General features: G+C 50.1%; 24 protein-coding genes and 1 riboswitch. Of the genes, 4 read left to right on the forward strand and 20 right to left on the reverse strand.

Annotation, left to right across the window (positions count from 1 at the left end):
- Positions 1–265: 265 nt before the first annotated feature.
- Entirely contained in the window at positions 266–862 is a 597-nt protein-coding gene (locus PPOP_RS09265) for a TetR/AcrR family transcriptional regulator (RefSeq protein WP_006286009.1), read from the reverse strand.
- Positions 863–993: 131 nt separating this feature from the next.
- Between PPOP_RS09265 and PPOP_RS09270 the strand changes: the two genes are divergently transcribed.
- Positions 994–1647 (forward strand): HXXEE domain-containing protein, encoded by a 654-nt coding sequence (locus PPOP_RS09270; RefSeq protein ID WP_006286010.1) that lies wholly within the window; start codon positions 994–996, stop codon positions 1645–1647.
- A 616-nt stretch (positions 1648–2263) separates the two neighbouring features.
- Here the strand turns inward: PPOP_RS09270 and PPOP_RS09275 are convergent.
- Both PPOP_RS09275 and PPOP_RS09280 read right to left on the reverse strand, forming a co-directional pair.
- A complete protein-coding gene (locus tag PPOP_RS09275; protein ID WP_006286012.1) occupies positions 2264–3430 on the reverse strand; it encodes a MalY/PatB family protein in 1167 nt (388 codons plus the stop codon).
- A gap of 66 nt (positions 3431–3496) precedes the next feature.
- Positions 3497–4861, reverse strand: a complete 1365-nt coding sequence (locus tag PPOP_RS09280) for an MATE family efflux transporter (protein ID WP_006286013.1) — start codon at positions 4859–4861, stop codon at positions 3497–3499.
- A 192-nt stretch (positions 4862–5053) separates the two neighbouring features.
- Here PPOP_RS09280 and xerS point away from each other — a divergent pair, with 192 nt between their 5' ends.
- Positions 5054–6142: a tyrosine recombinase XerS gene (gene xerS / locus PPOP_RS09285; RefSeq protein WP_006286015.1), complete on the forward strand. Its 1089-nt coding sequence runs from the start codon at positions 5054–5056 to the stop codon at positions 6140–6142.
- 100 nt (positions 6143–6242) lie between these two features.
- Here xerS and PPOP_RS09290 read toward each other — a convergent pair whose 3' ends face one another.
- From PPOP_RS09290 to PPOP_RS09305, 4 genes are all read right to left on the reverse strand, one after another.
- Complete coding sequence (locus PPOP_RS09290; protein ID WP_006286017.1) at positions 6243–6917, reverse strand: PspA/IM30 family protein; 675 nt, start codon at positions 6915–6917, stop codon at positions 6243–6245.
- A gap of 185 nt (positions 6918–7102) precedes the next feature.
- Positions 7103–7462: a prenylated flavin chaperone LpdD gene (gene lpdD, locus PPOP_RS09295; protein WP_006286018.1), complete on the reverse strand. Its 360-nt coding sequence runs from the start codon at positions 7460–7462 to the stop codon at positions 7103–7105.
- Positions 7459–8394, reverse strand: coding sequence for a dihydroorotate dehydrogenase (locus tag PPOP_RS09300; protein ID WP_006286019.1), 936 nt, complete (start codon positions 8392–8394; stop codon positions 7459–7461). Before PPOP_RS09300 ends, lpdD begins: the two co-directional genes overlap by 4 nt.
- A complete protein-coding gene (locus tag PPOP_RS09305; protein WP_006286021.1) occupies positions 8375–9076 on the reverse strand; it encodes a dihydroorotate dehydrogenase electron transfer subunit in 702 nt (233 codons plus the stop codon). The genes PPOP_RS09300 and PPOP_RS09305 overlap by 20 nt, the downstream gene beginning before the upstream one ends.
- Before the next feature lie 144 nt (positions 9077–9220).
- On the opposite strand from PPOP_RS09305, the gene PPOP_RS09310 reads away from it, so the two are divergent.
- Positions 9221–10318, forward strand: coding sequence for a polysaccharide deacetylase family protein (locus tag PPOP_RS09310; protein WP_148277883.1), 1098 nt, complete (start codon positions 9221–9223; stop codon positions 10316–10318).
- Between the two features lie 79 nt (positions 10319–10397).
- On the opposite strand, the gene PPOP_RS09315 is transcribed toward PPOP_RS09310, so the two are convergent.
- From PPOP_RS09315 to PPOP_RS09370, 13 genes are all read right to left on the reverse strand, one after another.
- Positions 10398–11039 carry a 3D domain-containing protein gene (locus tag PPOP_RS09315; RefSeq protein ID WP_006286023.1) on the reverse strand — a complete coding sequence of 214 codons (642 nt, stop codon included), beginning with the start codon at positions 11037–11039 and terminating at the stop codon, positions 10398–10400.
- An 8-nt stretch (positions 11040–11047) separates the two neighbouring features.
- A riboswitch (cyclic di-AMP (ydaO/yuaA leader) is annotated at positions 11048–11210 on the reverse strand.
- A gap of 226 nt (positions 11211–11436) precedes the next feature.
- Positions 11437–12105 (reverse strand): ADP-ribosyltransferase, encoded by a 669-nt coding sequence (locus PPOP_RS09320; RefSeq protein ID WP_006286024.1) that lies wholly within the window; start codon positions 12103–12105, stop codon positions 11437–11439.
- Between the two features lie 178 nt (positions 12106–12283).
- Entirely contained in the window at positions 12284–12658 is a 375-nt protein-coding gene (locus PPOP_RS09325; protein WP_006286025.1) for a hypothetical protein, read from the reverse strand.
- Between the two features lie 141 nt (positions 12659–12799).
- Entirely contained in the window at positions 12800–13522 is a 723-nt protein-coding gene (locus tag PPOP_RS09330; RefSeq protein WP_006286026.1) for an amino acid ABC transporter ATP-binding protein, read from the reverse strand.
- Complete coding sequence (locus PPOP_RS09335; RefSeq protein WP_006286027.1) at positions 13506–14171, reverse strand: amino acid ABC transporter permease; 666 nt, start codon at positions 14169–14171, stop codon at positions 13506–13508. Before PPOP_RS09335 ends, PPOP_RS09330 begins: the two co-directional genes overlap by 17 nt.
- 96 nt (positions 14172–14267) lie before the next feature.
- On the reverse strand, positions 14268–15047 hold the full coding sequence (locus tag PPOP_RS09340) for a transporter substrate-binding domain-containing protein (protein ID WP_042228157.1): 780 nt from the start codon (positions 15045–15047) through the stop codon (positions 14268–14270).
- Positions 15048–15505: 458 nt separating this feature from the next.
- A complete protein-coding gene (locus PPOP_RS09345; protein ID WP_093471024.1) occupies positions 15506–16900 on the reverse strand; it encodes a sensor histidine kinase in 1395 nt (464 codons plus the stop codon).
- Positions 16901–16926: 26 nt separating this feature from the next.
- Complete coding sequence (locus tag PPOP_RS09350; protein ID WP_006286031.1) at positions 16927–17628, reverse strand: response regulator transcription factor; 702 nt, start codon at positions 17626–17628, stop codon at positions 16927–16929.
- Positions 17629–17646: 18 nt separating this feature from the next.
- On the reverse strand, positions 17647–18936 hold the full coding sequence (locus tag PPOP_RS09355; protein WP_234399759.1) for a hypothetical protein: 1290 nt from the start codon (positions 18934–18936) through the stop codon (positions 17647–17649).
- A gap of 146 nt (positions 18937–19082) precedes the next feature.
- Entirely contained in the window at positions 19083–19484 is a 402-nt protein-coding gene (tnpA, locus tag PPOP_RS09360) for an IS200/IS605 family transposase (RefSeq protein WP_006286033.1), read from the reverse strand.
- A 105-nt stretch (positions 19485–19589) separates the two neighbouring features.
- On the reverse strand, positions 19590–19772 hold the full coding sequence (locus PPOP_RS20400) for a hypothetical protein (RefSeq protein ID WP_093471023.1): 183 nt from the start codon (positions 19770–19772) through the stop codon (positions 19590–19592).
- A gap of 92 nt (positions 19773–19864) precedes the next feature.
- Positions 19865–20593 carry a phosphonate ABC transporter ATP-binding protein gene (locus tag PPOP_RS09365; RefSeq protein WP_006286034.1) on the reverse strand — a complete coding sequence of 243 codons (729 nt, stop codon included), beginning with the start codon at positions 20591–20593 and terminating at the stop codon, positions 19865–19867.
- Positions 20594–20665: 72 nt separating this feature from the next.
- Positions 20666–21811, reverse strand: coding sequence for an MFS transporter (locus PPOP_RS09370; RefSeq protein WP_006286035.1), 1146 nt, complete (start codon positions 21809–21811; stop codon positions 20666–20668).
- A gap of 343 nt (positions 21812–22154) precedes the next feature.
- Here PPOP_RS09370 and PPOP_RS09375 point away from each other — a divergent pair, with 343 nt between their 5' ends.
- On the forward strand, positions 22155–22904 hold the full coding sequence (locus PPOP_RS09375) for an HAD family hydrolase (protein ID WP_006286036.1): 750 nt from the start codon (positions 22155–22157) through the stop codon (positions 22902–22904).
- Positions 22905–22967: the final 63 nt, after the last annotated feature.

Here is a 22967-nt window from a genome sequence, read left to right on the forward strand (position 1 = left end):
CTTTGAACTGAACAAAGAAAAAACGAGTGATGATGAAGGCTATACCCACGGCAAAATGGTTCGTGGCCTCTTCCACACTCGTTGTCAGGTTCGCGTGAAAAACCACAAGGGTATTTAGCGAATCTCTATTGATTGTGACACACAAGTGCAGCCATTTGCAAGGCTTATTGAATTATTTGGGCCGGAGCATGATTTGATGCTTCTTTGGACTACGCCCAAACCGGATATTTACCAAGGCTTACCTCGGACTGCATAGGTCATGTTGTTAAGGGTTAAATGGTAAATCATGAAGTTCAATATTTGAATACTTTAAAATTTGATTCCCCGCACCATTCATCAACGTGGAACGTAACAACACTACCATTTCCTTTGCGGGAATCTGTTTTCCATTATCATACCAATGTTTAATGGAAGAAAGAATGGCTGAGATGGCGAACTCAAAAATGAATTGAGCATGTATATCCGTTTCATCTAAACCAAAATTCTCAAACAACATATTACGGAAAATATCTTTTAATTTCTGATTAAAAGTTGGGTCTCCGTTTTCACCAAGAAGAACACTTAGGTATTCTCCTTTAGACTCATATATGTTTGCAAGCGACTTTATGATGTCCTCACTTAGATTTGTACCTAAGCTGTTATAAACATTCTCTTTAAGATAAAGAATAAGTTCTGTTTCTAGCTGATTTAGAACATCATAAATGTCTGTAAAATACTCATAGAATGTACTGCGGTAATATCCTGCATTATCGGTTATTTCTTTAATGCTTATTTTATTTATTTGTTTTTTACAATACAATTTCCAAAAGGAGTTCATGAGTCTTTCTCTTGTCAGGGCTGTGATTTCAGGTTTTTTCTTCATAATAATTCCTCTTTTCGTTGAAGATACGACAAATGAGCATAAACTGACGGTTGATAGAGCATTGAAAAGTTCTATAATTATATATAATACGACAGTTTGTCGGATTAACCAACCGAAAGGAGTTATCTATTATGAACTTTTTTAGAAGACATTGGTATAATGTTGGATTAGTTGTTGCCATCATATCTATTGTGTATTTAATCTTTGCTTGGGGGGATATGAGTACTCTCCAAAGGTTAGTATTTATGAACTTTATAGTGCTTTTAATCCATCAATTTGAGGAATATGGATTTCCAGGTGGTGAACCAGCAATAATGAATATGGCACTTCAACCTAGTTCTAATCCTAGAAATTACCCTCTTAACCAAAACTCAGCGATGATAACGAATGTTGTTATAGTTTATATTATGTATCTAGTTCCAGTATTTTTACCTGATGTAATCTGGTTAGGATTGGCTCCAATGTTGTTTGGTATGATGCAGTTTGTGGTTCATGGAATTATGACACCTAAGAAACTTGGACAATTTTATAACCCTGGATTGGCTGCTGTTATCTTGGGACATATTCCGTTGGGGGGTTATTATATTTACTATATCCATTCCAATGGACTTATTAATGGATGGGATTGGGTATTTGGAGTTGTCTATATGTTCCTAACCGCATTTATCGTAGTTAACAAAATGACCTATTCCTGGTTAGCAGACAAAAACTCACCATATTCTTTCGGAGAAGATGAAATGAGAAGATTTAATGTTTCTGAGAAATTAAATCGTTTGAAGAAATAAATATTTTCTAAAGAGCCGTGCCTTCACAGTCAACCCGAGAGCAATCCATGCACAACCAAGTGTACGTCCATTTAAGGCTCAAACCATCTGAGGGCTATTCTGAGAAGATGGCAACAGAAAAAGCACACCACTTGAGTCTGTAAAATTGTTCTTGCGTTAGTCATTTTCTCATGAAGTTTTGCTACTTTTCTTTTTTGTTTCTGATCGTTTTTGCTTCATCTCGTTTGCATTTTCGTTTCAAGGCTCGTTCTTTACGTCTTGAAAGAGTGCGCTGGGCATCAGCTAATTTTGGGTTTTGGCATAATAATGATTTCATCACGAATTTCATCATACTGCCAGAGTAATGAATCACCAATATTAAGTTTTGCCCTCGTACGTATTTCTTCGGGTGTTTTTTCGGAATGTCTCATTCAATACGGATGTAAAAATAGTATATATTCGACGGAGCCGTGATGGATAAGTAACGTTTGCTCTGTTGAAAGGTAATAATGCGGCCTGTTCAATGAAGCCAAAAGGTCGAGTACGGGAACAGATGCCCCTAACTCGACCTTTTTTGGGAATCCAACGGTCATCGAGCGGTCAGGGTGCCAAGCGGAGGACCTGTCCGTACGCACAATTACAGCCGCTGTGCCGCCCGTGCCAGCCGCTCCATCGCTTCCTCGATCACCGCCCGGCGCGACGTCATATTCAGCCGCATAAATCCGCTGCCTTCCTTCCCGAAGGCATAACCTGCACTTAACCATACCTTCGCTTCGTTCAGTGCCCAGTCATTCAGTCTCTCGTCCGTCATGCCGAAGCTTCGCCAATCAAGCCACTTCAAATAAGTTCCTTCCTGGGCGAACGTCTTCACCTGCGGAATGTGCTCGGCGATAAAACGCTCAATATACTGGCTGTTCCCTTCAATATATTTCAGAGCTTTGTCGAACCATGCCTCCCCCTTCGTGTATCCGGCAATTGTCGCCTCGATCGCGCCCAGATCGAGATCTGTAACGCCGACGCTTTCCACTGCCTTCCGGTATTTCTGACGCAGCCCTTCTTCTTCAATGAAAATATTCCCCATTTTGAAGCTTGCAATACTGAACGTCTTGCTCGGAGAAGTCGCCGTAATCGTCCGTGCGGCGATATCCGGGGATAGCGTCGCAATCGGAATATATTGTTGCTCGCCCAAAGTGAAGTCATGATGGATATCATCTGAGAAAATAATGACGTTATGCTCCAGGCACAGGTCAGCTAATCTCTGCAGTTCGTCCCGCTTCCATACGCGCCCTACCGGGTTGTGCGGGTTGCAGAGGAAAAACAGCTTCAGGGCCGGATCCTTCACTTGCTGTTCGAAATCCTCGAAATCGATCTCGTACCGGCCCTCAACCAGCTTGAGCGGGTTCGTAACGAGCGTTGCCCCGTTGGATTGAATCATTTTGGCGAATTGAGGGTAGACCGGCGTCTGAATCAACACCTTGTCCCCCGGGGCCGTCACGGCTCGGACAGCGAACGCCATAGCGGGCACCACGCCAGGCGTCAGCACGCACCATTCCTTGGCGACATTCCACTGATGTCGGCGCTCCATCCAGTCGATAACAGCGGAATAATAGCGATCTATGCATAAGGTATATCCATAGCTCGGCTTGCTCATCCGAGCGACAAGCGCCTCCTGGATCGCCGGCGCCGCAGGGAAATCCATATCTGCCACCCACAGCGGGATGCACCCTTCCTGTGATTTGTTGCAAGGCACTGCTTTTTGGGCGTCCAAGGCCGCCCGCTCGATGGTTTTCTCAAAATTGTACATGATTTATCCTCCTCATCGATAGTAACATAACAAGCCATTGGCTGATGCCAAAGAACAATGCCTCTGCTACACTGCCGCTACGCTCGTCTTTGCATACCGGCGTTCCATCATCGCGAGCCGCGTGAACAGACAGACCGCGCCGGCAGCCAGACCGCTGATGAGCCCAATCCAATACCCGTATGCGGCAAGCGAGGTGAACTTGGCCAGCACGAATCCGACAGGAAGCCCGATCATCCAATAGGACATCAAGGCGATCAAAAATACCGCGTTTACATCCTTATACCCCCGCAGCGCTCCTTGGACCGGAGCCGCAACCGCATCGGACAGTTGAAAAAATATCGCATAGATGAGAAATGACTCGGTCAGCAGCCGCACACCCGGCTCATCGAAGTACATGCCGGCGACCTTGTGGTTGAACAGGAACAACAGCACGGCGAACAAGGCTGCTAGGGTCACAGCCGCGATAATGCCGATGCGGGTATACTGCTTCGCATCGGTGAACCGCTTTGCCCCCGCCTCGAAGCCGACAACGATCGTCAGCGCCATCGCGGTGCTCATTGGCAGCATATAGAACAATGACGCGAAGTTCAATGCGGCCTGATGCGCTGCGATCGTATTCGTGTCATATTCGCTCATGAACAGGGTTACCGCCGCGAAGATGCTGACCTCAAAAAAGATCGACAGCCCGATCGGCGTGCCGATGCGCAGAATCTCATTCCAGCGGGAGAAGGAGATCCCTTCCCACTGCCGCAGCATGCCCATCGACTGCATCATCGCATGGCCGCGCATGAACAGAAAGGCGACAACGGCAATCAGGAGATATGTAATCGCAGTCGCAATCCCGGCGCCGACGCCCCCCATTTCCGGAAATCCACATTTTCCGAAAATAAAGAAATAGTTAAGCGTGACATTGACGGGGAAGGACAGCAGCGTAATGAACATCGTAACCCGGGTCTGTCCCAGTCCGTCCATGCTTGCCCGGAAGACGGTATAGAGAAAGGCCGGTATGACACCAAAGCCGAGTGCGATCAGATAATCCTTCGCGACCCGATGAACTTCCACCTCAAGACGCATGGCCGCCAGAACCGGATCGAGAGCGAACGCTCCAATCAGAACGACGACGGCGCCGACGATGACGGATAGATAAGCTGCCTGGGTTACGCTAGGCGACACCTCCCCCTTCCGGCCAGCCCCCATATGATGGGCGATAATCGGGGTGACGGCGAGGAAGATGCCGCTAATGCCGGTATAGACAGGAGCCCAGATGCTGCCGCCAATGGCGACGCCAGCCAGTTGGGTGGCGCTGTAGTTGCCGGACATCACCGTATCGAAAAAGGACATCAGTTGCATGGCAACCTGTGTAACGAAAATGGGCAAAAAAATATGCAGCATCTGAACGATTTTTTGTTGCAGCGTAAACGTTTGCTTCATGTCGTTGCCTGCTCCTTACCTTTCATTATGTCTGTACGCAAGAGGCCGATAGCGGGCGTTCTGCCCGGCGTCAAGGAGATGTTTATATGAGCGTAGAACACCTCACCCATTGTAACATCAAACGGAAGCTTTTGCTTGAGAACGCAGGTTCGGTTACAATATTAGATGAAGGAAAGGAGTGCTCGACGGATAATGACGATTCAGAAAGCAAAGGATCGGGCGGCGCTAGATGCCAAGATGCCTGGCTTGCCCTGGTACATCCAGCAATTTATCGAATATAAGCTGCCGGACCTATCCCCTTCGTCGCTGCTGGAATATGTGCGGGATTATGAGATTTTTTGGGGATGGCTCGTGGCGGAGCGCCTCACCGAAGCGGAGCAGACGCGGGATGTGACGCTTGCCGATCTGGAGCAGCTTCGGATGGAGCATATTACCTCTTTCCGCATTTATTTGACGACCTACAAGGAAGCGTCCAATTCGAGAGTGACGGTATCCCGCAAGCTGTCCTCGCTTCGCTCGCTGTTTCACTATTTGAGCCAGATTGCGGAGGACGAGCAATTTTACCCGTTGTTGAAGCGGAACGTCATGGCGAAGATCGAGATCAAGCGTGTACATAAGCCGAAGGACACGGCGGCGAAGCTGAAGGGCAAGCTACTGGAAGAGCAGGAACTGGAGGAATTCGTCGAATATGTCCGCATCGGATACGCTCATGACGTCGCCGACAATAAGCAGGCTTCCTATGCCCATGCCCTTAATGCCGTGCGCGATGCCGCGATCGTCAGCCTGATACTGAACTCCGGGCTGCGGGTAAGCGAAGTCGTCAACTTAAATATGGACGATGTCGATATGAATCGGAAGCGGGTCACCGTCTACCGCAAAGGCCATAATGACGACACTTTTAAGACGCCAGTCTATTTCCGTGACAGCGCCAAGCAGCATTTGCAGGCTTATATTGGCCTCCGATCCGAACGCTATGCAGCTCCGAAGAAGGAGCGCGCCTTCTTCCTCGCCGTCAAGAACGGGGAGAAGGAGGGCACACGGATGACGAAGCGGGCCATGCAGCAGATGATTCTCAAATACGCGAAGCGGTTCGGCAAGCCCGCTTTGACTGTTCATAAGCTTCGCCATTCCTTCGCCACGGACTATTACGTGCATAACGATATTTACAAGACGAAGGAGCAGCTTGGCCATGCATCGACAGAGACGACGGAGATTTATGCCCATCTGACGGACAAGACGATGTCCGAGGCGATCGAGCGCCGGGGAGAGGATGAATTGTAGCGCTCGGGTGCGAGCTTTGATTCAGCGGCCATTCTTCCCCTCGGCGGCGCCGCTTACCTTCGCCGGAACATGCTGCCCCGAGCGGCAAGCGTCCTTACTCTTACTGTGCGGATTTATCATATTTTTTCATGATGGACGCAAGTTCGTCCTCGACATCCTTGTTTTTGCCCAGCTTTGCGAACTCATCGTCCAGCGATGTGGAAGAACTGTTCATCTCGTTCGAGGCTTCGGCCTGAGCTTCCATTGCCAGCATTTTATCTTCCATCCGCTTCAATCCGGACATGGCCGTATCGGAGCCGAATCCTGCCATCGCCTTGTTGATTTCCGTCTGTGCCTTCGCCGCATTGTAACGTGCGACCAGCGTCTCGCGCTTGCTCATCATGTCGGAATACTGCTTCCGCATCTCATCGAGCTTCGCGCGAAGGTTGTCGGCGGAAGCCTTATTCTGCTCGTAGCTCGCCTTGAATTCATTCATCTTCTCCTCGGCCGCTTTTTTCTCTTCCAGCGCCCGGCGGGCTAGATCCAGATTATTGGCCTGCACGGCGATATGCGCCTGCTCCTCGCGCTTCTTCACCAGCGCGGCTTGCTCCTCATACGATTGCTTGAAGCGCTTCTCGATCGCGATCTGCTGAGCTACCGCACGTTCCGCTTCCTCCAGATCCGCTTGCATGTCCCGCAAGTATTGATCGGTCATCTTGATCGGATCTTCGGCTTTCTCAATCAGCGCATAAATGTTGGACATGGTTACATCACGCAAGCGTTTGAATAATGACATGGACAGTTCCTCCCTATGAAGTGTTATCCATACATACGATTGGAATCCGACGTTGTTTCACTTTTTTTGTGCTACTTATCTTAGCTACCTATTTTAACATGCTAAGGAGGAGAAGGATAGCTATCACAGCAGCTCTCTGCATATAGAGAATGCCGGGGCCGCCTTAAGCGCCCCGGCATAAATAATCAGTCTTCCTCGCGAACCCGGTCCAATTCGATTGTGAATCTCCGCCACGCCTGATCTACGACCTTCACAATATCTTCCTTCCGCAGCTTGTCGTAATGAATGCCGGCTGCAACGGTTACGGTCGTTCCCAAGGCTTCCGAAGCGTGGAGGGCCATAGCGGCGCTGAGCTCATCCTCACGATGCCCGGGAACGGTATGCGTGGCAACCTTACACTGACCCGCTTCATTCCACGCGGTCGATACGGCGCCGATATGCGAGTCTCCCCCGCTCACGAGGAATAGCCAGTCCCGCCCTTGCGGGAGCGCCTCGACCCGGATATCGGCTCCGGGCGGAGCCGCTTCATGATAGGCCCCGCTCACGTAATAATCCCCCGGATTTCATCCAAACTGTGAATATTCTCTTCTTCCATAAACGCCGTTAGACTATTCACCAGCTCTTCGCCTGCCCGCAGATTCATGAAGTTGTACGTTCCGATCTGCACCACTTCGGCTCCCGCCATAATAAACTCGATGATATCGTCCGAGGAGGAAATACCGCCCATCCCCATCACGGGAATCGTGACCGCCTGCGCCACTTGATGAACCATGCGCAGCGCGATCGGCTTGATAGCCGGACCGGAAAGCCCCGCATACGTGTTCTGGAACACGCTGCGCCGCCCGTGGATATCAATTTTCATTCCGGAAAATGTATTAACGAGCGACACACATTCCGCTCCTTCCTCCTCGCACATCACCGCCATGCCAACCACATTTTCGGCATTCGGCGACAGCTTGACCGCCAGTGGCAGCGAAGTCACCTGCCGGACTTCCCGAACCACTTCCCGGGCGACCTCCGTGCGAATCCCGAAGGCCATGCCGCCCTCCTGTACATTGGGGCATGATATATTCAATTCAATCATATCTACCGCGGGCTGGTTCAATTTGCGGCGGTCCTCGGCATCCTTCGTAATCTTCAATGCGCCAAGCACATAATCCTCAATCGTACTGCCGCCAAGATTAGCAATTTTGACTGGTTCTATCTTCTCCCAGAACTTCATCTCTTCCTGTAAAAACGCATCGATGCCCGGATTTTCCAAGCCGACACTATTCAGTATCCCGCTTGCCGTCTCCCATATGCGCGTTCCCTCGTTCCCTGGACGCGGATGCAATGTCAGTCCTTTGGAGGCGATACCACCAAGCTGATTGATATCATAGTATTGGGCATATTCCTGCCCGAAGCCGAATGTGCCTGAAGCCATGACAAGAGGGTTTTTGAAGTTGATCCCCGCCACATTACACACTAAGCTTCTCATGCCACGCCACCTCCTGTGCCTGAAATACCGGTCCGTCTGAGCAGACCTTGCGGTTGCCGCTTGCCGTTCGCACGGAGCAGCCGTAGCAGGCTCCGATGCCGCAAGCCATTCTTTTCTCCAGAGATACGTACAGCTTCGTCTCCAATCCTTCCGCCATGCGGGCTGCCGCCTTCATCATGGCTAGCGGTCCGCACACAAAGATATTGTCGTATTTCTTCATATCGACATCAAGCAGCAGATTCGCATCGAGCCGAACGACAAGTTCATTCGCATAGGGAGCGAATGCTTCCGTCATATAGGACGCCCCCCGAAATCCGAGATAAATATCCGGCTTGTCCAGCTGTTTCGCCGTGTACAGCAGGGGCGCGATGCCGATCCCTCCGCCGACTAACGCGGTCTTCCCATCAACTTCCGGAAACCCATTGCCGAACGGCCCCTCCAGTTGAATCGAATCGCCCGGGCGAAGGCTGGCGAACCGGGCCGTTCCTTCGCCTCCGACTTTGTACATAAACTGGATAGAGTCCGGCTCCAAATTGTAAATGCTGATCGGACGGGACAGAACCGGATATTGGCTCCATGCCCGCAGCATATAAAATTGCCCCATCCGGCCTTCAAAAGTGCCTTCTACTGTCATGAGATAAACATCTTGAGCTATCTGATTGTTGGTGAGAATCTTATGCACGTATCTGCTCCTTTGTTCACCTTTAGCAATTCTACTATGCCTGTAATGGCGCCATCCATCTGTGATGCAGGTCACATTGGGATAAATCGCCCCGAGAAAGGACATAACATGAAGACAGATCTAATCGGGAATGGAGGAAGATCATTGCATCCAAAACAGATATGCTGCCTGCTAGTGTGCCTGGTAGGCGTGGCCGGCTGCTTTCCGCATTCGCATCAGGCTGCTCCGGATCCGAAGCTAAGCTCGTTGGAATCGGATCAGCCATCTGCGGAGATGAGAGCGAGACAGCTGCTTCATAATGCGGTCGAACAACCCGAGACGGGCAAGCGTACACCCTCCTTCGTCCTACAGGACAAACCGCAACAGCGGCCGCATCAGCCTCTGCCTTTGCCCCAGTTCCACTTGGCGATGAAGGACTCCGCCCGCACGGAAGCGGCCAAGGAAGGGCCCCGTGCTCATCCCTTAGAACGGAAGGCCGTGGAACAGGAATCCGTGATGAAGCAAAAGGAGCTACCGATGCCGGAGCCAGCCCAATCCGCATCTCAGAATACGAAATCCGGAATAAGTCAGCGTCATTTGAGTCTGGCTCAGCTTCGAATGAAATACCCTCATATTTTCAAGCTTCATGGCTCTAAGCGCGAACTCCGTCGAGTCGCCCTTACCTTTGATGATGTCCCTGATAACCGGATAACCCCGCTTGTGCTGGATGTTTTGCGAGAGCATAACATTCGCGCGACCTTCTTTCTCGTCGGCAATCGGGTCAAGTCCCATCCCGAGCTGGTTAGGCGCATCGTCCGGGAGGGCCATATTATCGGCAATCATTCTTACAGCCATCCGTTAATGACGAAGCTGTCGCTGCCCGCCTTCGAGCAGCAAGTGAAGGATGCGGAACGAGTAATTGAGGAGATAATTGGTTACAAGCCCAGATTCTATCGTCCTCCCTACGGAGAAATCAATGAAGAGCAGTTGAAATGGGCGGGGGATCACGGTTATCTGGTCGTCAATTGGGACGTCGATTCCAACGACTGGCGGGGATTGAACGCCAAGGAGGTATATAACAACGTAATCAGCGCTGTCACGCCCGGTTCGATCGTGCTTCAACATGCGGGAGGAAGCAAACAATATTTGCAAGGAACGGTCAAAGCCCTACCGTCCATCATTAAGCAATTGAAGCAGCAGCGCTACCGTTTCGTCACCGTGCCAGAGCTGCTGCAGGACCGCAAGGATAAAAAAGACAATTGAAACCGCGTCAAACGCAAAAACACCCCCTGCCGCAATATGCTCCAACGGTGGACAGGGGGTGAACTTATGGTGATATGAATTAAGACATAATGTACACTTCTACATTTTGAATGCCAAAAGTAATGCCGATCTGCTTGCTAACCGGAACGAAAATATCAATTGTGTTGCCATTGACGGCGCCGCCGATATCACGGGCTTCCGCGATGAATCCGCCTTGCGGCAGATGCTTGAACTGATAACCGGTGATGAACAGCTTCGTTCCCAATGGAATGACCTTCGGATCGACGGCTACCGTCCCCAGCTTCAATGGGTTGCCGAAGTAATCGACAGCACCCCATTTTCCGTTTTCACTCGCATGGGCCGTATATGCGGTGGCCTTCATGTTCACTTTCTTTTTATAGGTCATCTCCTTGCCGGAGACCGTAATTATGTTATTATCCCTAGCAACTTCAATTAATGCAGCGCTCTCCGACTGCACCGTCAGACCTTGCAAGGTCTTTTTCGGAAGCTCCAGCTTCAGCCCTGCATAGATATTCAAAGGATCGATGCTGGCGTTCGCCTTCATCAATTCATCCAAATCTATCTTATGCTTCTTCGCAAGCGAATAAAAGGTATCTCCTTCCTGAGCGATGTAGGACTCGGCATAAACCGGCGCCATATGAAATGCCAAATTCAATCCCAGCAATGCTGCTGCAAACTTTAATGTCGTTCTTTTCCTCATATGGTGTATGTTCCTCCTTAAGGTAGCCTGCGAGGTTAGTTGTCGGGTTCGGGTCAAGGAGTACCCTACATGCCGGCGAACGCCAGCTCTGATTCACCCCAAGGCGCTTATCCCGTAATGAAATAAACACCGGTCAATCATCCCCCGTACAATGTTCGGCTTGAGTTGCATCATATCACAATTTTGTAACCTATGCGCATGCAGTTAATGGTAATGAAACAATAACATGCTTCCTCACCGAGCGATATCCGTGGATACGAAAGAAGATGACCCCTAACCAATATTAGGAATCATCTTCTGCCAGCGTAATGTTTTTTTAACTGTCCACGTTAAGGATCACCGTTCAAAGTGCTTTATCACTTAGGATTCGGTTTCTTCAGGACGAATATTTCCTTTTTCAGTTGCCACGTGGCAACACCTCCGCGATCACTTTTATTATGTCGTTCTCCTTTCTCGCCTCCCGAATCACATAGTTCGTTCCTTTATCCAGTAAAAACTCACATTCATCTGGAAATTGACTTAACGACATAATAGCTGCGCCGCAATGACCAGCGGGAACATAAAGTTCAACCTGTACATTACCGGGGAAAGAGCCATTAAGTAACGATGTACTCACAAATGCATTATCCGTAATCACAGCGCCAATTAAATGTGAGGGTTCCAGTTCTTCCCACACAGGCATATGAATTCCTCGATAAACTACAATCCCTTTAGAAAGGTTAAATTTTTGAAGCCCGTTGCTCACTGCATCACTAATTATCTCCCAACAATCCTCATCCCTGTTCCCTTGACGAAGGCTCTCGTTAATTGATTGGGAACTTTGGGTGTAGAAATGGATACTTCCTTTTTCCTCTTCAGAAAGGCTGGTTACCCACGAAGGAGATACGGCATTCTTCCACTCTATTACTTGATCCTCTGAGGCAAACCGACGGAACTCGTTCCCGATCGAATGTCCCGCTTCTGTTATCGGCGGTAGCGCGTTCACGCTGTCCATTTGTGCTACCGGCATAAGAGCTGAAACACTTAACATCATCATTGCGGATAGAAGTATTTTTTTTACATTCATAAAGTAATTCCCCCATTATCGAACTATCTAGCTGTGGTAATAATTTTAGGATAACATGAGGTTACTTTCAAAATAAAATAAAGATGGTTATATTATGTTTCGATAATATGACGTTAGCTACGTCATTGGTTTCGCTAAGCCATAAATGTTTTATTTGCGAGTCCAATCTCTATACACATCAAACAAGCCGTATACTCCCAGTCCGATGATAATGAAAGTAGCGATGGGGTATAACCCGTCCGAAATATTTGGCAATCTCTGTTATGATAGATTTGGGCAGGACGAACTTCAAAATATGCATCATGAAATAGCAGACATTTGCGGCTTGAATTAGAACGTTTCCTTTTCTCCCTTTATTCATATGATAGGCAGCCATCAAGGCAATATGTACAATAGCTACTGCTACGCCAACAGCAACCCCAATGGGTCCTGCCATTGTTCCAGCGGCAAAAATGCCTCCAATTGTTTGGAGCGTTGCGCCAACCGCTCTTGCTGTGTCACCGCCATTTACCGCATTAAGTTCCACTTCGTTCAATTGTCGGAATGTACCCATACTGCTTCTTACCTCCCTAAATATGAAAAAGATTTAGTAATTCATTTAAAGCATACGCAAAAACCCCTTTTCCCACAATATAGCAAATGGAATATTGTTCTTTATTTAGAGGCCGGATTATGATTTATTTATGCTCAGCATTTAGAGAACTTGTCTAAGGAATTCCTGTGTGCGGGGGTGCTGTGGCGCCGAGAATAATTGCTGCGGCGGTCCCTGCTCAACGAGTTGCCCGCCATCCATGAACACGATGCGATCCCCGACCTCGCGCGCAAATCCCATCTCATGCGTTACGATCACCATCGTCATCCCGTCTCGGGCGAGCGACTTCATGACTTCCAGAACTTCGCCGACCATCTCGGGATCCAAGGCGGATGTCGGCTCGTCGAATAGCATGACATGCGGTTCCATCGCCAGTGCCCGCGCAATCGCAATCCGCTGCTTCTGTCCCCCGGACAACTGGTTAGGGTAAGCGGATGCCTTGTCCGCCAATCCGACCTTCTTCAGGAGTTCCATTGCGATGGCCTCCGCTGTCGCCTTGCTTTTCCCTTTCACTTTCATCGGAGCCAGCGTAATGTTGTCCAACACCGACATATGCGGGAACAGGTTGAAGGCTTGGAAGACCATGCCCATTTTCGCTCGCGTTGCATTCATATCATGCTTCTTGTCATTAATTTTCTTACCTTCGAACAAAATATCGCCTGCGGTCGGAGTCTCCAGCAGATTGAGACAGCGCAGAAAGGTGCTCTTGCCCGAGCCGCTCGGGCCGATGACAACGACGACTTCCCCTTGCCCGATCGTCATGTTCAAGCCGTTCAAAATATTCAGATCTCCGTACGATTTATGCAGGTCACGAATTTTGATCATTCTTTTTCAACTTCCTTTCCAGCAGACCGATTGTCTTCGACAGCGGAATCGTCAACATAAGGTACATCATGGCCGCTCCAAGCAACGGCCCCATGGCCGTATACGTCTTACTGCGGATAATATCCGTCTGGAACATAATGTCCGCGATTCCGATCAGGCTGACAATCGAGCTCTCCTTGATAATAGTGACGAACTCGTTCCCAATTGCGGGAATGACCGTGCGGAATGCCTGCGGCAAAATAATATATCTCATCGTCATGCCTTTGGACATGCCGAGCGAACGTGCGGCTTCCGCCTGCCCCTTATCCACCGCCTGGATCCCCGAACGGAAAATTTCAGCTAAATAAGCCGAGCTGTTAATCGAGATAGCGATCGCGCCGGAAGTGAATTTGCTGAATTCAATACCGAACTGAGCCAGTCCAAAATGAATAATAAACAATTGCACGAGCAGTGGAGTGCCGCGAAGCAGCTCAATGTAGGTGATCGCGAACCAGTTCAACGGTTTGAATGGCCCGATCCGCATTAATACAATCATAATGCCAAGCACGAAGCCGGCGAGCACCGCCACCAGCGATAACAGCACCGTAATCTCGGCCCCGGATAAATAATCCCATTTATAGTCCCATAGCATAGAGAGCCAGTCAAACAACAGCCTCTTCCCCTTTCCAATCGTTGCCTATTTTATAGATATAGAATGAAAAAGAGCGGCTTGCGCCGCCTCTTTATCCCTGTGTGTATCGGGCAATTACTGCTCTTCCGCCATCTGGGTCGCTTTCGTAATGAACTCGTCCAGCTTGCCTTCCGATTTCAGGCGGGCAATCGTTTTGTTCGCGGCTTCGACCATCTTCGGACTGCCTTTGCGGAAGCCGATGACATAGCCATCGCTCGCCGGCTGCAGTACCGCATCCGACATCTCCAGTTCGGGACGGTTCGAAGCATACGCCTTCGCGACCGGCTTCTCGACGATAACCGCTTCAATTCGGTTCGATTCCAGCGCCAAGACAAGATCACTTACCTTGGATAGCAGTTCAGGCTGAGCTTCGGGAATCTGTGTCACAACATTCTCGAAAGTCGATCCTTTCTGAACGCCGATCTTCTTCCCTTGCAGATCTTCCGGCGTCTTGTACTGTTCCTTGTCCGCAGCACGCACGATAATGCCTGCCTCAGCCAGGTAGTACGGATTGGAGAAGTCAACCGCCTTGGCCCGCTCCGGATTCGGATCCATTCCCGAGATGACCATATCCAGCTTGTCTGAATTCAGCGCCCCAATCAGCGATTCGAACTTCATATCTTCAATCTTCATCTCAACGCCCAGATCCTTCGCAATCTCGTTCGCCAAATCGATGTCGAACCCGACAATTTGATCCTTGCCGTCCAACGTCTTGTGGAACTCGAATGGAGGATAATCGGCGCTGACGCCGACGACGAGCGTCTTCTTGCTCATCATATTATCATAACTATCTCCTTTGGCTCCACAACCCACCAGAATGGCCATGAATAGCGAACATACCGCCAAGATTTTCATTGTTCTCACGATACATCATCCCCACTTCTCCGATTTTTCCTTCCCAGTGATAGGAGGATTTCGATTGCCCTAATTATACATGATGATGTATAGATATACAATAATAATATTGGTCATTTGGTGTGCGCAATCGCTTTATTACTAATATGTACACATTTTTCGTTTTTCATCCAAGCGCTTGGCTGAACCAACCCATTCAAATCTTATGTGACTGAACCATTCTCGAAATGAATAATTATGCTATACATATACCGGCGAATAAGCATGTCATTGAACACGCGCTTCCCGCTACTCCCCTTCAAGAAGCGGGATCAGGCTTCTTCGAAATAGGTAAAAAGGTCGAATTCGGGAACCATAATGAATCCGAACTCGACCTTTTTCGAAATGCTATGCTTTTTTCACAAGTTCAGGGCTGTTTCACTGTGGCTAACAACGAGTTATGGGACAGCCCCATTGATTTACGAATGCTCTTCCACCTGTTCGCTTGCGGCGGGCTGATGAATCGGCAGTGTCACAATCACCGTCGTCCCTACGTCCGGCTTGCTCTCGATACTCATGTCGCCATGGTGCGCCTTTACCAGCTCATACGTAATGGCCAAGCCTAATCCCGTGCCGCCATGGCTTGGGTTCACCTGATAGAACTTATCCATGACTTTGGCCAAATGCTCCTTGCTGATACCGATGCCCTGATCCACGATGCGCACGACCACCTTGTCCGGGTCCCACGTCGAATGAACCGTAATCACCGATTCATGCGGAGAGAACTTCACCGCATTGTCGATCAGATTGAGAAATACCTGTTTTAGCCGGTTCGTATCGCCAGAAATAGGCTGATCGGTGCCGCGGGAGCGCACCTCAATTTGAATCAGCTTCTGCTCAGCCTTCATTTTTACCTGCAGCACCGTCTCTTCCAGTACCTCCGACAGACGGACCGGCGACCAATTGAATTGCAGCTTATTTTCCTGCAGTTTGGAGAAGTCGAGAAGCTCCTCAACCAGCCCAATGAGCCGGTCGGTCTCCTTCAGGATAACGTTCATCCCCAGCTTGCTCTCTTCTTCCTCGAACTGTCCACAGAGAAGCGTCTCGCTCCACCCCTTAATCCCGGTAAGCGGCGTTCGCAGCTCATGCGAGATCGAGGAGACGAAGTCGTTCTTGAACTGATTGCTGCGGACGATCTCATGAGCCATGAAGTTGAGCGTCCGGGCCAACTCGCCGATCTCATACTTGTACTCTTCCTTGATGCGAACATCGAAGCGTCCCTTCGCCATCTGGGCGGAAGCAATCGTGATCTCGTTGATCGGCTTCACGATGGAATTCGCCAGGCCGATGCTGATGATAAGCACGACGATGAGAACTGCGATCGAAATGACAACAGACAGCAGCACAATGCTGTTAATCCGCGCATTGACCAAATCCAACGAAGTGACCAGACGGACGATATAAACGATATCTCCCTTCGCATAGAGCGGGGACGTGATCGACATGACCGCCTCTCCCGTTCCCGGCTGCTTGCCGATCCACTGCCCCACCATGCCGCTCTGGGCACTGATGACATCGGACGAGGCGACCGGCTTATCCACCCGGAAGTAGCTGGACGATATCAGTACCTCTCCCTGCAGACTCAGAATCTGAACTTCTGCCGTCTTCATATTGTACTGCTTCAGCAGCAAGGGGAGCCAGCTTCGGTCATTGGCATTGACCCCCGCATTGACTTGCTGGTAGAATGACGAAGTTACACTTAAATGCGATTTCATATGGTTAGAAATCGAATCATAATAATAGGAGCGGACAGCGATAAGAAATATCGCCTCCAAAATAAGCATCGTCAAAAACACGACGATAAAATAGTGCATGACTACTGAACGTCGTATTCCCGGCTTTAGCATGAAGAGGAAGCTTTCCATTTATATCCATGTCCCCAGACCGTTTCCAAATATTTAGGCGACGAAGGCTCATCCTCGATTTTCTGCCGCAAGCGTCGGATATTGACATCGACAATCTTCGGATCGCCCATATAATCTTTGCCCCATACATAATCAAGCAGCACATCGCGGCTTAATGTCATATCTTCCTTCTCCATGAAGAACTGCATCAGTGAGAACTCTGTCGGAGTCAGGTCAATCGATTGGTTATGCTTCGTGAACCGCTTCGCAATCAAATCGAACGTGAACGGCCCCGAATGATATACGACTTTTTGCGTCGGCTGCTGATAGGCGCTGACCCGGCGCAGGAGAGATTGAATGCGGGCGACCAGCTCAGTCGGACTGAACGGCTTGCTCACATGATCGTCGGCGCCGACCGACAATGCGTATACCTTATCTTGCTCCTGAACCTTGGCAGTCAGGAAGATGATGCCCATCCGCTCATTGACCTGGCGGACGCGGCGGCATACCTCAAAGCCGTCAATTCCCGGAACCATCACGTCGAGCAGCGCGATATCAATCGTATTATCGTTGACAAGAATTTGGTAAGCATCGTTGCCGTTGGCAGCCTCAACCACATCGAATCCGTTGCGCTTCAGGTTGATGACAATAAAGCTGCGAATCGATTCTTCATCTTCCATAATGAGTATCTTCGTCATCTCTTCCCGTCTCCTTCTTCATTCCTTGCTTTCTTCCCGGTTCATATCCGGAAGCTTCGGGGTGCCTTTGTCCAGCATCAGCGGCTCCTTGCTGAATACGCCGATAATGGTATCTCCATACGAGCTGAGATAGGTCCACTTTTCCTTGTACGTCTCCCACATTTCCGGGTTGAAAAACTTGATCTCCGCCAGCGTCTCATTCGAATGTATGTCCATAAACCGGATATATTCATCCTTCTTCGACTTCGTATCAATCGTTACCCGCCCATACCATGAATTCGGCAGCTTCAGTTGGAACCGCTCCTCATCGTCGCGGTACTGCTTCTCGACCAGCTTCAACCCGTTCTTCTCGTCCCACTGATAGTAGCCCGTGAAGTACGGAATATCGTATGACGCATAAATATCCCAGCCCAGCGGCGTCTCGGGAATCGCGATCTCGATGATGCCGTCTCCGTTCATGTCGCTACTGGATATATTATACGGCTTGCTCGCCATCTCTTCCGGCAGGACAGAGACGAGCTGATTATCCTGTGTCAATAGGATGATATCCGTCACGCCGTCATTTGCGCCCGCCACCGCATCAAGCACAATTCCTTTTTGGTTCTTGCTGATATAGCCTGAAATCATGTTCGTATACATAGTTACGTCTTTGTCCAGCGTCAATTCCATCTGCTTGGCCATCTTCCCGTCCTTGAAATCGTACACGGTCAACACCGGCGGCATGTCGCGACGGTTATTGACGATGTACAACTGGTTCTTCCCGTCCCCATTCAGATCATCAATGACGAACTGCGAATAGGGCTGCTCGAATATTTTGACGATGCTGTCCTGCGTGAACGTGTAGACGACCAATCCTTTGTTCAGATCCTTGTCGCTGCCTCCATAACCGACGACGAGATCCAGCCTGTTGTCATAGTTCAAATCCACGAGCTCGACCCGATCCAGACTGACGCCTACCCCATCGAACTCGACCACCTTGTTCCACGTCTCTCCGTCACTATGGAAGACGAGTCCGTGCAGGCGCACATCCTTGTCTGGCGTCTCGTAAAATACAATTGCCGTATCCGCCCGCCCGTCATTGTTCAGATCGGCAAGCCGTATGCGACTGGCATCCTCGGCATTGGCTGGCCGTACCATTTCCGCCCCCTTCGGCATTTGCGAGGAAATAATGGTCATGATCTTTGCCTTATCCTCCGGAAGCCGGGGGATACTCATTAACGATTTGGGATCCTGCAGCCATTCACAGCCTCCGAGCAGGACGCAGGCGAAGAGAAGAAGTGACACGTTACGTATCCACCGCATTGTCATTCCGCTTATCCGTCTCCTCAGTTCAGATTTATCCTGATATAACCTAACAAAATACATACTCTATCATTTTGAACCTCTCATGGCTAAAGCCACGAGATTCTTGGGTAGATGCGAAACTTAAATGCTTTGTTTACTAATATTGCTTTTCACCTCACTTTCTGATTTTGGATGTACTGTCGTATTTGCGCTTCCGTGTGTTCACTTGCGGTTGCCACAAAGTAAGAAGGATTCCAAAGATTCCCTACCAACAACTTCTTTTTTAGTTGGGGAAACTCTTTAAATAGCAACCTTGCTGAAACGCCTTTTAACGCTTTGATCATATTCGGAATTGAATGTTGTGGATTACAATCAATGAAGAGATGAACATGGTCACAATCACTTTCAATTTTTGAAATCGTGAAACCATTATCTGTAGCAATTTGATTGAGTATTTCCTTTACCCTAATATCTATATCGCCAAGCAACACTTTATTGCGATATTTCACGCACCATACAATATGGTATTGGATAGAGTACACATATCCTCTGCCATGTTTGATTTCCGCCATGTTATCCACCTCAATTACAGGATAACATATGTTAAATATTTTTCAAGTTATAACCGCTAAATATCAGTGTTTTTGTTAATAGATAAGTTAACACACGTCGGACCATTAAGATGGCAACAAGCCATCCCTTGTCCGAGGCCGATTCATGCCGGATACCGGTTCTTCCCCGTCACAGCCGCGAATGTGAGGCACATAGAAGGTCAGCTTCGGTCTGCGGATGACATACGTATCCACCTGAACCGGCAGCGGATACAACGTCATGGCGTCCGCTTCCATTGATATGCTCATCCCTATCCCCTCGCTTCATCATTGGTCATCATCTCATTCTATGCGGGAAAAAGCGGGGCTTGACATTCGCCTAAGCCATATCCCGCAGTCCATTAATGTATGATCGCCTTCTCTGATTGGAGCAGGCGGCGCCCCTTCACGTCGACCGCGATCCGCCCTTCCTTCATTCCCCAGATGCGGCTCGCATACTTCTCGGCCAGCTCGACCTGGTGGAAGACGGCGATCACGATCTTCCGCTCCCGTTGGCACAAGCTGCGGAACGTGTCCAGCACCGACTCGGCTGCCTTCGGATCAAGACCAAGCACCGGTTCGTCCGCCAAGAGAACGTTGGCCCCGTGCACGAGCGCGCGTGCAATCGCGACACGCTGGCGCTCCCCGCCGCTGAGCTTGCTCGTCTGGTCATGCGCCTTGTCCAGCAAGCCGAGCATCTCAAGCGTATCCATCGCCCCCATATAATCGTCCGAACGAACAATGCCGAAAGCCATCCGCCAGAGCGGCGTCTGATGGAAGCGGCCGATGAGCACGTTCTTCAACACCTGTCGATTCAGATTGAGAACCGGCTTCTGTTCCAGGTAAGCGAACTCGCGCATCACCTTGCGCTTGCCGTTGACCTGATTCTCGAAAATGTTGACGCCGTCCACGTTATACTTGCCGCTCGTCCAATTCTCGCGCATCGCGATGCATTTGAGCAGTGTCGATTTCCCGCTACCGCTTCCACCGATAACGCCGACGAATTCGCCAGGATCGAGCTCGAAGCTCAATCGATCCAAAATCGGCGGGGCCGGCGGATACCGCTTGACCAGACGTTCTACTTTCATCATGGCATTGACTCCTCTCTATCCGTAGAAGACATTCCGTTGTGTTTCCTTTACACAGTCTAAGGAAGAAAACACTTAACTTGCAAGCGTTGTTGCCTGCCGCTTGAAAATCAAGCCGAGCAGCGAGAAGCCGATATACCAGATGCCGAGCAGGTAGAACATGCTGCCCATGGATACATACTCCAGCCCCAAGCCGGCCAGATTCGGCCCGATAAGGCTCCCCAGGCTGAAGTGAATCGATGCGATCACATTCGCGGAAGGCAGATATGCCCTCGGCATAATATCTGCGGCATATGCTAAGCCAAGTGAGAAAAAGGAGCCGACCAAGCCGCCGACGAGCAAGAATAGAAGCAAAATCCCCCAGACGCTCGTTCCGACGAAGGGGACGAGAAGGAATCCCGCGCCCCCCGTTAGACCGCAAGCCATCAAGACCTTTTTACGGTCGATCCTGTCGCTCAGTATGCCGAGCGGAAGCTGCAGGATGAGACCGCCGATGCCGAAGAACGGCAACAGAAACGAGATCCAGTTCTCCTCCAGGCCGATGCGCATCGCATAGATCGGGAAGTTGCTATTCATCGATGCTTCCATGTAGCCGTACAAGAAAGCTGGCAGCAGTGCGAACCAGGCCCATTGATAAGAGCGGGCATACCGCTTCTCCGGACGGGCGCTCACCTGCAGTCCTTCCACCGGCTGATTTGGCAGCACGTATATGACGAGCCCGATGACGATGAGGAACAGCACGGCCATCACCAGGAACGGTGCGGCATCATGCAAGCGAAGCAGATTTATGCCGAGTGGACCGAAGCTAAAGCCAAGTCCATAGGCCATCCCGTACAGTGAAATATTCCGTCCGCGCCGGTCAGCTGGGCTGACGGAAACGGCCCACAGTTGGGTTGCGTAATGCAGCGCGCTGTCCCCCAGGCCGACAATCATCCGAAGGACGAACCAGACATAGATGTTGGGCAGCAGCGGGAACAGCATGATCGCCGCCGTTACGACGATGAGTCCGCCGAGAAGCATTCGCTTATATCCCACCCGGAGCAGGATCCGTTCGACAGCGAACATCATGGCGAATACGCCGACGTACAACGCCGTCGCATTCAGCGCATTCAGATCGGAAGGGACGCCCATCCGCTCCAGAAAGATGGTTAGGAGCGGGAGCAGCATCCCTTGACTCAATCCGGTAATGGTGACAACAATACTAAGAATAAAAAATTGCATGCTTGGAGAATTCGAAGAGAAACGTCTTGCTGACATGAACTTTCCTCCAAAATTACGATGATTTGAACGCCTGAAGCGGCGGCACGCGGCTATCCCCCTCAAGCTTCATTTGACAACAACTTTCAACATTATAGTAGACAATGGGGTGTAACACAATTCATAATGATAGAGTAACGCTTATCCGAGCGTACTGGAACGGCAAGGTGCAACAGATCGCGCTGCGGCCGGAAGGGCTTGCGGATTTATCCGCTTTTATCGAAGCCTGCATCCATGTATGACAGCAAGCCTGATTGCAGCCTCTTGTGCTGTTACGGCTCTGATAGCGTCAAGGAGGTGATTCGGCATGACCGTAATGCCGAGACAGACGATAGTATTCGATCTGGACGATACGCTCGTCCACTGCAACAAATATTTTGACATTGTCATTCAACAATTTCTCGATACGATGGTGACGTGGTTCGCGCCATGGAGGCTGCCGGCCGAGGACATCCGCGCGGTGCAGGTCCGCATTGATATGGCCAGCGTGCAGGACAATGGCTTTCAGAGCGAGCATTTCCCACGCTCGTTGATCCAGACGTACAAGCACTTCTGCGCGCGGACCGGTCGCGCCCCGTCCGCCGACGAGTCCGAGCTGCTCTGGAAGCTGGGAATGAGCGTCTACGAGTTCGAGATCGAGCCTTATCCCGGCATGAGCGATACGCTCGACCGGCTGCGGGACGACGGGCATGAACTATTCCTATATACTGGCGGGGAACAAGTCATTCAAGAGCGGAAAATTGCGCAAATGAAGCTGTCCGACTATTTCGGAGATCGGATATTTATCCGCCGGCACAAGACAGCGGACGCGTTATCCACCATTGTGCGGGAACAGGGCTTCCGGATCGAGAGCACCTGGATGATCGGCAATTCCCTGCGAACCGACGTGATTCCCGCCTTGCAATCCGGCCTGAATACGATCTACTTCAAGCAGGCGAACGAATGGGCGTATAACATCGTCGATATCGACGCCGAGCCGCATGGCGCCTTCGAGACCATTAAGCAGCTGCGCGACGTGCCCAGCGTCATCTGCAACTGGATATTGAACCTGCGGTAATATGGACAGGCCGGCTTCCCACAGCCGGCCTTCTATTTTATTGGGCGTAACCGATACCCATGG

This window comes from Paenibacillus popilliae ATCC 14706, assembly GCF_000315235.1.
Classification (GTDB): domain Bacteria; phylum Bacillota; class Bacilli; order Paenibacillales; family Paenibacillaceae; genus Paenibacillus_B; species Paenibacillus_B popilliae.